The sequence below is a fragment of the Leisingera sp. UBA4491 genome (genome assembly GCF_002388965.1).
In the GTDB taxonomy this organism is placed as follows: domain Bacteria; phylum Pseudomonadota; class Alphaproteobacteria; order Rhodobacterales; family Rhodobacteraceae; genus Leisingera; species Leisingera aquaemixtae.
Genome location: NZ_DGNN01000027.1, coordinates 67,938 through 81,674, shown reverse-complemented (window position 1 = coordinate 81,674; position 13,737 = coordinate 67,938). Strand labels below are relative to the sequence as shown.

The following is a 13,737-nucleotide window of genomic DNA, read 5'->3' as shown; positions in this document are numbered from 1 at the left end:
GACCAGCGGGGGGCAGGTCACAACCTCGATGCTTCACGATGCATTAGGGCAAAGCAAGGAACAGGCAGCACAGGCAAAATCTGCACTCAAACGCCAGATAAAGGAGCTGGATAAGCAGCAAGATGCGCTAGTCGAGCGTCTTGTTGACACCTCGAATCCAAAGGTCATTACCGCGCTAGAGGCTAAGGTCGCCAAGCTGGAAAACGACAAGCTTGTGCTGAACGACAAACTGTCTCAGGAGACACAATCGGTCTTCCCCCTAGGTGAAATTATCGAACTCTTGAGAGACTTCCTGTCAAACCCTTGGAATATCTACGAAAAAGGTTCGCTCTTGGTACGCAAAACCATCCTGAAAGCAGCCTTCAAAGCACCATTGACTTACGACCGAAAAAACGGCTATCGAACTCTGCAAGTGTCTGAAATTTTTGAATTTTTAGGGATATTCACATCAAAATGTGAAATGGTGCGGTCGAGAAGACTCGAACTTCCACTCCGGTTAAGGAACAGCGACCTCAACGCTGCGCGTCTACCAATTCCGCCACGACCGCACTGTCTTAGGCTTGGTGTAGGGGCGTATAGACCAGCGCGGAAGCGATGTGAAGACGAAAATCGCCTTTTCGCCGCAGAATGTTCGCCGCCGCCGCGCGCCCCGCCTAAGTGCAGGAAAACAGCCGTATAACCGGGCCGCGTTTGCTGTTCTCCGGGGCCCCGCCGCCGGTCAATTGGCCTTGGCAGCCGACTCGCGGCGCAGACCTTTCTCTCCGGGTGAGCGGCCGCAAGAGGCCGGCAGCGGGCCATGATTCACCAGTGGCACAGCTGCCGGCCTTTCGCGCTGCGAAGGCAGGACGCCTCCCCGCCTCAATCAGAGGAGAAGGAGGGCAGCGCCGCCGCGCCGCTGGAGGCCTGGACCGGCTGCACCCGGCCGCCCGCCAGCTTGGCCGATGCCGCCTTGATCAGCTCTGGTCGTCCGGGCTGTCCAGGGGCAAACACCGGCGCGGTGCCGTCTTCCAGCGAGATCACCGCCATGCTGTACCACTCCTGCGCCTTTTCGGCTGCGTTCGGGGCGCCGAAGCCCAGCGCCAGGTGGTGGCCGATCAGCTCCGCGTAGGGGCGCTTGCCGATGCCGGTCAGGATCAATGCCGCTCCCAGCGCCACTTCCATGTCATCGCGGCGGTAGCCGGAGAACAGGCAGATCCCGGCTGTATTGGCCAGCTGCTCCAGCGACATGCCGGATTGCAGCACGAATTTCTGCACATCGCCCATCACCTCGCCGCTGCCTGCGGTACCAAGCTTGGCCAGGAACGGCTGCACCGCCGGGCCGAAGGCATCGCACTGGCTGTCGATCTGCGCTTGGGTCACGCCCTTGACCTTGCCGGCCTGAGTCTCCCCTGCGTTGATGGCATAGGTCCGGGCCAGGCAGAACTGCTCGCCCAGCGCCAGTTCCGGGTCGGTCATGCTGTCCGCCGTCATGAAGCCGCCGTTGGAGCTGGTCAGCAGGCTGACCTTGCTGCAATAGCTGGTCAGCGAGGCACTTTCCTTGGGCTGATCAAACAGGGTGATCCCGCCCAGCGGCACGCTTGGCTGTGCGGCAGCGGCGGTCACCGTGCTGCGGGTCTCCTGCGCGGCCTGCACCGGGGCTTCGGTGCCGGCATCCAGGATGCGGCAGGTGCCCTGGTGGCAGGCAAAGCTGGCGGGCGTCACGCCGCGCGCCAGGAAGTCGTTGCGCTGATACCCCTGCGGGGTCGAGGCAAAGACCATCACCGAACAGTTGGAGGCACCGCACCAGAACGAGCTGCCGGAGACCGAGGTGTCCAGCACGTAGTCGTTGCGGCCGTCGCCGTTCAGATCTGCCAGCTGCATGAAGCCGGTGCGCTGCAACAGCTGCTCGCCCGAGGGTTCGGAGCTGGCGGCGACCTCATCCACCGCATGGCTGACTTCCGGCGGCAGACCGCCGTAGGTGTTGCCGCCATAGCTGCTGCCGGCGGTGCGCAGGCCCGCCGCCTCATCGCGCCAGCCGTGCAGCAGGCCGCGCACGCCCTGCGGGCCCTGCATCGCCTTGATCACCTGCGGGCCGCCGATCTGCGCGCGGTTATAGGAGCTGACAAGGAAGTTGCGCTCATACGGGGCCAGATGGCCGGTCGCCGGATAGCCCATGTGGATCTGATACTGGCTGATCGCCGCACGCGACCGGCGGCCCAGAACCCCGTCGGCAGAGCCGGCATTGAAGCCGAAATAGTTGAGCGCGGTCTGGGTCTCGCGGTTTTCAGTCCGCGCGGCGGAATAGGCCGGCGCCCGGCGGTAGGTCCGGGCAGTGCTGCGCTGGCGCTGTTTATTCTTGTGAATTTCATTGACGATAACACCGCCAATGACGCCCCCGACAATTGCGGCGCCCAATTCGTCCGCGATGGCAGGGCCCGTGGCCGAGGTTGCCAAAAATGCGGCCGCCAAGGCCGGCTTGAGCGGCTTGGTAAACATGATACTCGCCCCCTATGGATACTCGTTACGGAATCAGGATACTCCACAGGCGGCGCCTGCACCTAGGGGTTTTCCGGCCGATTTGCCGGCCTGCGCCTTGCGCACGGATGGAAAAGGACGGTTTCAGCCATGGTTGAGTGGATCACAGCAGACGGTCTTGTCGAGTATGATCAAGCGGTTGCCTTCATGGAAGCGCGCGCCGCGGCAATTGCTGCGGGAACGGCGGAGGAGTGCATCTGGCTGGTCGAGCATCCGCCGCTTTATACCGCCGGCACCTCGGCCAAGCGCGAAGACCTGACCGATCCGGACCGTTTCCCGGTCTATGAGAGCAAGCGCGGCGGCCAGTACACCTATCACGGGCCGGGGCAGCGGGTGGTCTATGTGATGCTGAACGTCGGCCAGCGCGGCCACGACGTGCGCCGGTTCGTGGAGCAGCTGGAAAGCTGGGTGATCGCCGCGCTCGAGGAATTTAACGTCAAGGGCCATATCCGCGACGGCCGGGTCGGCGTCTGGGTCGAGCGCCCGGACAAGCCGCGCACTGTCTCGGGCGGCATGGCAGAGGACAAGATCGCGGCCATCGGCATCCGCCTGCGCAAATGGGTGAGCTTTCACGGCATCTCGATCAACGTCGAGCCGGAGCTGGAGCATTTCACCGGCATCGTGCCCTGCGGGATCACCGAATACGGGGTCACCAGCCTGGTCGACCTGGGCCTGCCGGTCACCCTGGCGGATGTGGATGTCGCCCTTAGACGCAGCTTTGCGCAGGTGTTCGGAGGCTAGCAGGCGTCAGGTGCCGCTGCGGCGCAGTCCTGCAGGGCCGTCAGAACCAGCTCCGGAAAGGTGTAGAACACCAGCGCGCCCGCTTCCTGGCTGACGCACAGCTGGGCGCCGCCAAGCCCGTTCAGCGCATCCCGCACGTCACGCAGCGGCGCCACGTGATCCTCGCCGCCATGCAGGAAGACCGCCCGCGTCCCGCGCGGCAGCGGCAGTTTGGGGACGCCCCGCCGCATCATCTGCACATCCGTCAGGAACCCGGCCCCGCCCTGCTGCAGGAACAGGGCCTGGCTCTGCTGCAGCAGCGGCAGCAGCGCCATTTTGTGCAGCAGCGCCCTTTCGCGGCTGCCGCGGGCGGTCTGGAACCGCAGCAGCGCCTTGGGGCCGTACCAGCGCAGCGCCGCAGACCAGCCCTTCATCAGCACCGGCAGCAGCCAGTTGGCCCGCGCGGCGCAGGCGGCGGCAAGCCAGGCATACCCCCGCAGCCCGGAAAACTGCCGCGTCGAGGTGATGGAGCAATTCGGCGCCACCGCCACCAGCCCGGCGATCCGCTGGTGCAGGCGGTTGGCGGCGCGGCAGCCGTAAAGCGCGCCGCCGCGGTGGCTCAGCAGCACCGGGCGCTGCAGGTTTTCGCGGTGCATCAGCCCCTCCAGCTGCCGCACAAAAGCGTCCGCCGGATCCTGCCCGCGCGGCAGCGGCGCTGAGCCGCCGTAGCCGGCCCGCATCGGCGCATATACCCGGAACCCAAGCATCCGCAGCTGCGGCTGCAGCCGCTGCAGCGGCGCGATGCCGTCCAGCAGCCCGTGCACGAAGACCACCGGCTGGCCGGTTTCCGACCCCAGCCGGAAATACTGGCAGCGCAGCCCGCTCGTGTCCTGGAACTCCTCCGCAGGCGGCAGCAGCTCTCCGCGCGCAATCTTCAGATCCCGGGTATGTTCGGTCATCAGGAAGGCGGTCAGCCGGATCAGCTCCGCCGCGCCCGGCGCCCCGGCCCGTGCGGCGGCCTGCTGCAGCCCGCCAGCCACCCTGCCGCCGGGGCCGCTCAGCACCGCTTTCAGCGGCTTGAGGTCAGCTTTGCGCAGGCCAAAGGCCGCAGCAACCTGGCCCGCGGCTTCGCCGTTCCATTCCCACTCCAGAAGCTCCGCCATCACCGCCACCGCCGTGCCGCCTGCCGTGTCCAGCCGGACCGGGCGGCACAGAAAACGCTCGCCGGGGCGGCGGGTACGCAGCACCAGAACGTCCTGCCACGAGAACGCCCCCTGGCGCACTTGCTTCAGAAAGGTATGCCAGCGTCCGGCAGCCGCCCGGGTCAGCCCCATGGCTGCGGCAAGACCGCCGCGGCCCTCGATTTGCCCCGCCGCCCGCTGCGAAGCATTGAGCAGCCTGCCGCCGGTCCCGGTTCCGGTCCCGGCGAGCAGCCAGAACCGGCTCCCCATACTGCAGCAGCTGCTGGGATGCGGGCGCCCGGCCTGCTCCCATTGCTGTTCCTGAATCTCCGCGGCGCGGGCAAAATGCGCCCGCAGCACCGGTGCCCCCCGCGGGCGCTGCGGCATCTGGCCGCCCGCGGCGGCCTGCCCTGCCGCCGGCGGCCCGGAGAAAAACCGGTCGAACTGCTCCGGCCGGATCATGGTCTCGTAAATTGCGGCGGCGACCTGCTCCTGGGACATGGCCTGCGCGCGGTACAAGAGCGTCACGGCGCCCCTCCAATACTGCTATCCGGGCCAAAGAGACCACGCGCGCCGCAAGCATAGGACAGCGTGCAGGCGCAGCGGCCCGCACGGTTCAGGCAGTCAGCCTGTCATTCATGAAAACCCGGCATTTGCGCCCCTGAAAGAGCAGCCAATTGGTGCCGGACCACCCCAATTCTAGGGACCCTATACGCTTGGGCGCGTGCGCCCTCTCTGACTTACAACCAATCTGGGAAACAGCTATGATCAAATTCAACTGAAATTCAACATTTAATTCAAATGCGCTCAGCCGCGGATGATTTCACGGAAGAATTCGCTGTGAAAACGCCGCCTGAACCGGCGGCGTTCCCAATGCATTGCGCGGGCGGCAGCCGTCAGTCCCGGCCAAGGGCCGCGCGAATCTTCTCTGCCTGGGCCTGGATCTGATCCATATCGCCCATCTGCCCGGGCGGGCGCAGCCGGTCGCCCTCCTTGCGCGGCAGCACGTGCATATGCAGGTGAAAGACCTCCTGCCCGCCGGCCGCCTCGTTGAACTGCTGCACGGTGACGCCATCGGCGCCCAGCCCCTTGATCACCGCATGGGAGAGTTTCTGCACCGTCTGCATCACCGCTGCAATCTGCGCCGGGCTGGCATCCAGCAGGTTGCGGCAGGGCGTTTTCGGAATCACCAAGAGATGCCCGTCCGCCCGCGGCATGATATCCATGAAGGCCAGCGTCTCATCGTCCTCATAAACGCGGGTTGAGGGGATCTCGCCGCGCAAGAGCTTGGCAAAGATGTTGTCGGGATCATATGCGGGCATGCGCCTGGCCTCCTTCTCTGGCTTTTCCCGGTTGTGCGCGTGCCCGGACGCCAGGTCAAGCGCTCCCGGCCCCGGCCGCAGCCTGAGGATTCAAGGCCCTGCGGCAATAAATCTTGATCCAGATCAAACTCCGCCATTGAAGGCGCCGGCCGGCCATTCTAATACTCCCAAGGAATCCAGGCCGCCCGGAGTCCGTCTCCGGGGGCCTTTCGTTATGCAGCAGGAGGCACCTAAATGGCAGACGCAGCCATTCATGGTCACGGCCACGAGGACGAGCGGAGTTTTTTCACCCGCTGGTTCATGAGCACGAACCATAAGGATATCGGCATTCTTTACCTGATCGTTTCGGCGATCGCAGGTCTCATCTCCGTCATCTTCACCGTCTACATGCGGCTTGAACTGATGGACCCCGGCGTTCAGTACATGTGCCTGGAGGGTGCGCGCATGTTTGCCGACGCCTCCGCGGAATGTACTCCGAACGGCCATCTTTGGAACGTGATGATCACCGCTCACGGCATCCTGATGATGTTCTTCGTGGTGATCCCGGCGCTGTTCGGCGGTTTCGGCAACTACTTCATGCCGCTGCAGATCGGCGCGCCGGACATGGCGTTCCCGCGCATGAACAACCTGTCGTTCTGGATGTATGTCGCAGGCACCTCGCTGGCGGTTCTCTCGGTTGTCTCCCCGGGCGGCAATGACCAGCTGGGCTCCGGCGTCGGCTGGGTTCTGTACCCGCCGCTGTCGGTGAACGAGGGCGGCTACTCGATGGACCTGGCAATCTTTGCCGTGCACGTCTCGGGCGCGTCGTCGATCCTGGGTGCGATCAACATGATCACCACCTTCCTGAACATGCGCGCGCCGGGCATGACCCTGTTCAAGGTGCCGCTGTTCAGCTGGTCGATCTTCGTGACCGCCTGGCTGATCCTGCTGTCCCTGCCGGTTCTGGCAGGCGCCATCACCATGCTGCTGATGGACCGCAACTTCGGCTTCACCTTCTTTGACGCGGCAGGCGGCGGCGACCCGATCCTGTACCAGCACATCCTGTGGTTCTTCGGCCACCCGGAAGTGTACATCGTGATCCTGCCGGGCTTCGGCATCATCTCCCACGTCATCGCCACCTTCGCGCGCAAGCCGGTGTTCGGCTACCTGCCGATGGTCTGGGCGATCATCGCCATCGGCGTGCTGGGCTTTGTCGTGTGGGCGCACCACATGTACACCGTCGGCATGTCGCTGAACCAGCAGGCCTACTTCATGCTGGCCACCATGGTGATCGCGGTTCCGACCGGGGTTAAGGTGTTCTCCTGGATCGCCACCATGTGGGGCGGCTCCATCGAGTTCAAGGCACCGATGATGTTCGCCTTCGGCTTCCTGTTCCTGTTCACCGTCGGCGGTGTGACCGGCGTGGTGCTGTCGCAGGCGGCTGTCGACCGCGCCTATCACGACACCTACTATGTTGTGGCTCACTTCCATTACGTGATGTCGCTGGGTGCGGTGTTCGCGATCTTCGCAGGCGTGTACTTCTACTTCGGCAAGATGACCGGCCGCCAGTACAACGAGCTGGGCGCCCAGATCCACTTCTGGATGTTCTTCATCGGCGCCAACCTGACCTTCTTCCCCCAGCACTTCCTGGGCCGTCAGGGCATGCCGCGCCGGTACATCGACTATCCGGAAGGCTTCGCCTACTGGAACAAGATCTCCTCCTACGGCGCGTTCCTGTCCTTTGCATCGTTCCTGCTGTTCTTCGGCGTGGTGATCTATTCGCTGCTGCGCGGCGCCCGCGTCACCCAGAACAACTACTGGAACGAATACGCGGACACGCTGGAGTGGACCCTGCCCTCTCCGCCGCCGGAGCACACCTTCGAAATCCTGCCCAAGCAGGAAGACTGGGACCGCTCGCATTCGCACTAAGCGGCGTGAAGCAATGACATCAGAAAAGGCCCCGAAGCATCCGCTCCGAGGCCTTTTTCCTGACGCCCGCCCGCGGTATCAAGGCAGTGGAAATCCGGACTTTCCGCCACATCATTAAGAATGAAGCTTCCGTCACAGCAGACGCTATCCGATGCCTTACAACTGGACCCGACCGCAAACCGGTGCCGAACGCGAGCTGCACCTCTGGCCGCATCAGTCGCTGCCGCCGCAGGGCTATGCCCGGTTCCTCGGCCTCACCGCCGCACTGATCTGCGTGCCGCTGATCCCGGTCCTGGGCTCCGTCCTACTGTGGGGGCTGCTGCCATTCCTGCTGCTTGCAGTGTTTGGCATGAAGTGGGCGCTGGACCGCAGCCGCCGCGACCACCAGATCCTGGAGGTGCTGACCATCGGCCCGCAGGATGCCCGGCTGGAGCGGATCAACCCGGACGGCAAACGGCAAAGCTGGCACTGCAACCGCCACTGGGCGCGGGTCGAGATGCACGACCACGACGGCCCGGTGCCGCATTATGTCACCCTGCACGGCTGCGGCCGCGAGGTGGAGATTGGCGCCTTCCTGTCTGAGGAAGAGCGGGTCGCGCTTTACGGCGACCTCAAATCCGCCTTCACCCGCTGAGCCGCAAAAGAAAAGGCCCGCACTGCGGGCCTGCTCTCTTCATCTTTCCCGAAATACTCCCGCCGGAGGCCGCGCGCGCAAGCGCGCTCTCCCGGTCAGCAATCGCCTTTGCTGCAGAGCTGGTCCTTGACCATGGGCCCGGCTTTGCCGAAATCCATCTGGCCGGTGTATTTCGCCTTCAGCGCAGCCATCACCTTGCCCATGTCGCGAATCGATTCGGCGCCGGTTTCAGCCACCGCGGCCTTCACCGCATCCGCGGCTTCCTCGTCGCTCAGCTGCTGCGGCAGGAATTCCTCGATGACAGCGATCTCGCCCAGTTCCCGTTCCGCCAGGTCCAGCCGCCCGCCTTCCTCATAGGCGCGGGCGCTTTCCTTGCGCTGCTTGGTCATCTTGCCCAGGATGGCCAGAATTTCCTCATCGCCGATGCTGCTTTCCTCGCCATCGGCGCGGGCCGCAATCTCGCGGTCCTTGATGGCCGCATTGATCAGCCGCAGCGTGGCCAGCCGGTCGGCGGCCTTGTCTTTCATCGCCTGCTTCAGGGCCTGATTGACCCGTGTGCGCGTATCCATATTCAAAAGCATCCCCATGGTTGCCGGACACCGATGGTTATCCATTCTGCCGCCGCTGTGCAAGTTTACAGTAAATTTTCCATTCCGGACCCCGCGTCAGCCTGCCCGCCCCTTGCCGGGTTGACCCGCTGCCGCGCCCCCCTTACAAGCCCATGAATTTATCCCGCATGGAGACTCGCGCAATGGCCGCTTCCGCCCCGTCCAAGCCCACCGCATGCCTGGCGCTCGCTGATGGCACCGTCTTTTACGGCACCGGCTTCGGCGCCACCGGCGACACCGTGGCCGAGCTCTGCTTCAACACCGCGATGACCGGCTATCAGGAGATCATGACCGATCCCTCTTATGCGGGGCAGATCGTTACCTTCACCTTTCCCCACATCGGCAACACCGGCGTGACCCCGGAGGATGACGAGACCGCCGATCCGGTTGCCGCCGGCATGGTGGTGAAATGGGATCCGACCCTGGCCTCCAACTGGCGCGCCACCGAGGAGCTGAAGGACTGGCTCACCCGCACCGGCCGCATCGCCATCGGCGGCGTCGACACCCGCCGCCTGACCCGTGCGATCCGCCAGCAGGGCGCGCCGCATGTGGCGCTGGCGCATGACCCCGAAGGCAACTTCGACATTGAGGCGCTGGTCGCCAAGGCGCGCGCCTGGTCCGGCCTGGTGGGTCTGGACCTGGCCAAGGACGTGACCTGCGCGCAAAGCTACCGCTGGGACCAGATGCGCTGGGCCTGGCCCGACGGCTATGCCCGCCAGGAAGCCCCCAAGCACAAGGTTGTGGCGGTTGACTACGGCGCCAAGCGCAACATCCTGCGCTGCCTGGCCTCGGCCGGCTGCGACGTGACCGTGCTGCCCGCCACTGCCACTGCCGAGGAGGTGCTGGCGCACAACCCCGACGGCGTGTTCCTCTCCAACGGCCCGGGCGACCCGGCAGCCACCGGCGAATACGCGGTGCCGATGATCCAGGAAGTTCTGAAGGCAGACCTGCCGGTGTTCGGCATCTGCCTGGGCCACCAGATGCTGGCGCTGGCGCTGGGGGCAAAGACCGTCAAGATGAACCACGGCCACCACGGGGCCAACCATCCGGTCAAGGAGCACGCCACCGGCAAGGTCGAGATCACCTCGATGAACCATGGCTTTGCGGTGGACGCGCAAACCCTGCCCGAAGGCGTCGAAGAGACCCATGTGTCGCTGTTTGACGGCTCCAACTGCGGCATCCGGGTGTCCGGCCGCCCGGTGTATTCGGTGCAGCACCACCCCGAGGCCAGCCCCGGCCCGCAGGACAGCTTCTACCTGTTCGAGCGCTTTGCCGAGGCGATGGCCGAGCGCAAATCTGCGTAAAAAAGCTGTTAACCACGCCGCCCGGTGGCATGGTTAACGCCGCGTTTACCGTTTTTTAAGCCGCCGCCGCCAGCCTGAGGGCCTGACGGGTTTATTGGTGCGGGCAGGCGATGGGTTATGTGTCACTACCGCTGCGGCAGGTCAGGCTGCCGCAGCCTGCGGGGAAGCTCTCTCCGGGTCCGCGGCAGCCGCTGGATGGCACCAGCATGATGCGCGCGCTGGTGCTGCGCCAGCACCAGAAGGCAGCGCTGGGACGGGTGCTGGTGGCCGAAGGGCTGGCCAGCGAGGAGCAGGTGCAGGACACGCTGGCGCGGCAGTACCGGATGCCCCGCGCCGATCTGGCCGGCCAGATTGCCAACACCCGGCTGCTGGCCCGAAAACCTGCCCAGTTCTGGCTGCGCCATTGCGCCCTGCCCTGGCTGCAGCTGGGCCAGACCGTCACCGTTGCCATTGCCCACCCCGACCGGTTCGAGGCGCTGCAGCGCGAACTTCAGGACAGCTTCAGCAGCATCACGCCGGTGCTGGCCGGCGAGGCGCAGATCACCGCCCTGCTTACCCGCCATTTCAGCCCCGCCCTGGTGCGCCAGGCCAGCAGCAGCGTGGTGGCGCAGCTCAGCTGCCGCACCCTGCAGCCTGCCCGGGGCCGCGCTGTGGCAGCCGCCTGCGCCCTGCCCGCCCTGTACCTGTGCTGCACTGCTCCGGCGGCGCTGTTTACCGTCCTCAGCCTGCTGGCGCTTGCGTCGGTGCTGCTGTTCACGGCGCTGAAGGCCTGCGGGCTTGCGGCCTATTGGTCCGCCCGCGCCCGCCGCGGGCGTCCCGCCGCCCCGCCGCCGCTGCCTGCCCCCCGCCCGCAGCACGGGCCGGACCTGCCAGTCATTTCGGTCATGGTCCCGCTCTACAAGGAGGCTGAGATCAGCCGCGCCCTCTTGTCGCGCATCCGCAAGCTCAGCTATCCCCGGGCTTTGACCGACGTGATCCTGGTGCTGGAAGAACACGACAGCGTCACCCGCACGGCCCTGAAGAACACCCGGCTGCCGCCCTGGATCCGGGTGGTGGAGGTTCCGGCCTTCGGCGGCCTGACCACCAAGCCGCGGGCGATGAACTATGCGCTGAACTTCTGCCGCGGCGCCATCATCGGCGTCTGGGACGCCGAAGACGCGCCAGACGCGGACCAGCTTGCCAAGGTGGCGCAGGCCTTTGCCCGGGCGGACAGCAAGACCGCCTGCGTTCAGGGTGTTCTCGACTATTACAACCCGCGCACCAACTGGATCTCGCGCTGCTTCACGCTGGAATACGGCAGCTGGTTCCGCATTGTCCTGCAGGGCATCTCCCGGCTGGGCCTGGTGGTGCCGCTGGGCGGCACCACCATGTTTGTCCGCCGCCATGTGCTGGAGGAGCTGGGCGGCTGGGACGCCCACAACGTGACCGAGGACGCCGACCTGGGCGTCCGCCTGTACCGCGCCGGCTACCGCACCGAAATGCTGCCCAGCGCCACTTATGAGGAGGCCAACTGCCGTCCCTGGCCCTGGGTCAAGCAGCGCTCGCGCTGGCTGAAGGGGTTCATGCTCACCTACCTGGTGCACATGCGCCGGCCGCTGCGGCTGCTGGGCGATCTCGGCTGGAAACGCTTTCTGGGGTTTCAGGCGTTCTTTCTAGGCACGCTGGGGCAATTCCTGTTTGCGCCGCTATTGTGGTCGTTCTGGCTGATTGCCCTGGGACTGCCGCATCCCAGCGAAGGCGCGGGACCGCCGTTTCTGCTGCCGCTGGCGGCGGCGGCGCTGGTGTTTTTCGAACTGCTGGGCGTGCTTATCTGCATCACCGCTGCCCGGGACATGGGCCGCCCCTGGCTGGCGGCCTGGGCGCCCGTGATGGTCCTGTATTTCCCGATGGGCGCCCTCGCCGCTGCCAAGGCGGCTTATGAGCTGGTGGCCCGCCCCTTCTTCTGGGACAAGACCGCCCACGGCGTCAAACCCAACGCCAAACCCGGTGCCAAACCGCGCCGGAAATCCAGGCTCGGGCGGTTCAGCCCCGCCCGCTGGCGTCTTGTTTCAGCCTGGTCATGAAGGCAATGGAGATGTGATCTTTCAGCGCCTGGCCCGCGGCATCCTCATCGCGGCGGCTGATCGCGTCGACAATCCCCTTATGCTCGGACTGGGCAATCTCGCTGCGCCCTTCCGCCGCCAGCGAGGTGGTCGCCATCAGCGCCATGGTCCGGTGCACCAGGTCCAGCTGCTGCACCAGATACCGGTTGTGCGAGGCCAAGTGGATCTGCTCGTGAAAGCGGCGGTTGGCCTTGGACAGCGCCGCCGGGTCGCCGATCAGCTGGTCATCCGCCTCGACCATTTCCTGCAGGACACGGATCTCTTCCTCGGTGGCATGGCGCGCCGCCAGCCGGGCCGCCAGGCCCTCCAGCTCGCGCCGCACCACATAGAGCTCCGCCATCTGGTTGTGGTCCAGCGACGCGACGATCAGCGACCGCCCGTCACGCTCCAGCAGGGATTGCGTCTCCAGCCGCTGCAGCGCCTCCCGGATCGGGGTGCGCGAGACGCCAAAGCGCTCGGCCAGGTCGCTCTCCACCAGCCGGTCGCCCGGTTTGTAGACCCCTGAGTCGATCGCTTCGAGGATCAGCGCATAGGCGTCTTTCTGGTTGCTGCGGCTCTGGTTCATTGTCGTTCCTGTTCATTCCGGTGCGCCAATCTCTACAGGCCAAGGGGCAGCAATCAACCCTGATGGCGCCAATGTGCTGAAAACCCGCAGGCAAAATGCGCTTTTGATTGCAATCGCGGCCATCGCGCCCTAATCCGGCGGCATGCCCAAACACGCCTTTTCCCATGTCTCGCAATGGGTGTTCGACCTCGACAACACCCTGTACCATCCGTCCGCGCGGCTGTTCGACCAGATCGAGGTCAAGATGACCGCCTATGTGATGGACGCCCTCAGGGTGGACCGGGCCGAGGCCGACCGCCTGCGCAGCCAGTACTGGCGCGAGCACGGCACCACGCTTGCGGGCCTCATGCGCGAGCATGATCTGGATCCGGACCCCTATCTTGTGGCAGTGCATGACATCTCGATGGACCACCTGGAAGAGGACGCGGACCTGGCCGCAGGCATCCGCAACCTGCCGGGCAAGAAGATCGTCTATACCAACGGCTCCGCCCCTTATGCCGAGAGGGTGCTGGCCGCCCGCGGGCTGTCGGGGCTGTTTGACGGCGTCTTTGGCGTCGAGCACGCGGATTACCACCCGAAACCGGAGCGGCGCGCCTTTGACAGGGTCTTTGCCCGCGCGGGCATCGCGCCGCAGCAGGCCGCGATGTTCGAGGATGACGCACGCAATCTCGCCGCTCCGCATGAGATGGGCATGCGCACGGTGCATGTGGCGCCAGAGCCCGTGGACGCCGCCCACATCCATCATCATTCGGATGATCTGGCCGGTTTTCTGGCACGGCTGATCTAATTTTCCGGCTCTGACTGCGGCGCGTGCAGGGGGCAATGCCCCGTTTCTGCATGTGCACAATCGCATACCGGCGAATCTTCGCACCTGCGGCA

11 protein-coding genes and 1 tRNA gene are annotated in these 13,737 nt (G+C 65.3%); 6 read left to right on the top strand and 6 right to left on the bottom strand.

Annotation, left to right across the window (positions count from 1 at the left end):
• Nucleotides 1-461 precede the first annotated feature (461 nt).
• Together B2P87_RS16325 and B2P87_RS16320 are read right to left on the bottom strand one after the other, a co-directional pair.
• Nucleotides 462-548: transfer RNA gene (locus B2P87_RS16325), tRNA-Leu, on the bottom strand.
• 310 nt (nt 549-858) lie between these two features.
• A complete protein-coding gene (locus B2P87_RS16320; protein WP_141889767.1) occupies nt 859-2,475 on the bottom strand; it encodes a peptidoglycan-binding domain-containing protein in 1,617 nt (538 codons plus the stop codon).
• A 129-nt stretch (nt 2,476-2,604) separates the two neighbouring features.
• On the opposite strand from B2P87_RS16320, the gene lipB reads away from it, so the two are divergent.
• Nucleotides 2,605-3,255: a lipoyl(octanoyl) transferase LipB gene (gene lipB, locus B2P87_RS16315; RefSeq protein ID WP_141889766.1), complete on the top strand. Its 651-nt coding sequence runs from the start codon at nt 2,605-2,607 to the stop codon at nt 3,253-3,255.
• On the opposite strand, the gene B2P87_RS16310 is transcribed toward lipB, so the two are convergent.
• Nucleotides 3,252-4,943: an alpha/beta hydrolase gene (locus tag B2P87_RS16310; protein WP_141889765.1), complete on the bottom strand. Its 1,692-nt coding sequence runs from the start codon at nt 4,941-4,943 to the stop codon at nt 3,252-3,254. The two genes, lipB and B2P87_RS16310, sit on opposite strands and share 4 nt — an antisense overlap.
• Nucleotides 4,944-5,311: 368 nt before the next feature.
• Nucleotides 5,312-5,737 (bottom strand): HIT family protein, encoded by a 426-nt coding sequence (locus tag B2P87_RS16305; protein ID WP_141889764.1) that lies wholly within the window; start codon nt 5,735-5,737, stop codon nt 5,312-5,314.
• A 234-nt stretch (nt 5,738-5,971) separates the two neighbouring features.
• On the opposite strand from B2P87_RS16305, the gene B2P87_RS16300 reads away from it, so the two are divergent.
• Nucleotides 5,972-7,645, top strand: a complete 1,674-nt coding sequence (locus B2P87_RS16300) for a cytochrome c oxidase subunit I (protein WP_008555249.1) — start codon at nt 5,972-5,974, stop codon at nt 7,643-7,645.
• A 151-nt stretch (nt 7,646-7,796) separates the two neighbouring features.
• The gene (locus B2P87_RS16295) at nt 7,797-8,279 is read left to right on the top strand and encodes a DUF2244 domain-containing protein (protein WP_141889763.1); all 483 of its coding nucleotides are present in this window, start codon (nt 7,797-7,799) and stop codon (nt 8,277-8,279) included.
• Between the two features lie 95 nt (nt 8,280-8,374).
• Here the strand turns inward: B2P87_RS16295 and B2P87_RS16290 are convergent, their stop codons facing one another.
• Nucleotides 8,375-8,848, bottom strand: a complete 474-nt coding sequence (locus B2P87_RS16290) for a GatB/YqeY domain-containing protein (protein ID WP_058284474.1) — start codon at nt 8,846-8,848, stop codon at nt 8,375-8,377.
• Between the two features lie 182 nt (nt 8,849-9,030).
• Here B2P87_RS16290 and carA point away from each other — a divergent pair, with 182 nt between their 5' ends.
• Both carA and B2P87_RS16280 read left to right on the top strand, forming a co-directional pair.
• The gene (gene carA, locus B2P87_RS16285) at nt 9,031-10,191 is read left to right on the top strand and encodes a glutamine-hydrolyzing carbamoyl-phosphate synthase small subunit (RefSeq protein ID WP_058284249.1); all 1,161 of its coding nucleotides are present in this window, start codon (nt 9,031-9,033) and stop codon (nt 10,189-10,191) included.
• A 110-nt stretch (nt 10,192-10,301) separates the two neighbouring features.
• Nucleotides 10,302-12,254: a glycosyltransferase gene (locus tag B2P87_RS16280; protein ID WP_141889762.1), complete on the top strand. Its 1,953-nt coding sequence runs from the start codon at nt 10,302-10,304 to the stop codon at nt 12,252-12,254.
• On the opposite strand, the gene B2P87_RS16275 is transcribed toward B2P87_RS16280, so the two are convergent.
• Nucleotides 12,214-12,858: a GntR family transcriptional regulator gene (locus B2P87_RS16275; protein ID WP_141889761.1), complete on the bottom strand. Its 645-nt coding sequence runs from the start codon at nt 12,856-12,858 to the stop codon at nt 12,214-12,216. The genes B2P87_RS16280 and B2P87_RS16275 overlap by 41 nt on opposite strands.
• Before the next feature lie 142 nt (nt 12,859-13,000).
• Between B2P87_RS16275 and B2P87_RS16270 the strand changes: the two genes are divergently transcribed.
• On the top strand, nt 13,001-13,645 hold the full coding sequence (locus B2P87_RS16270) for a pyrimidine 5'-nucleotidase (RefSeq protein WP_058284246.1): 645 nt from the start codon (nt 13,001-13,003) through the stop codon (nt 13,643-13,645).
• Nucleotides 13,646-13,737 lie beyond the last annotated feature (92 nt).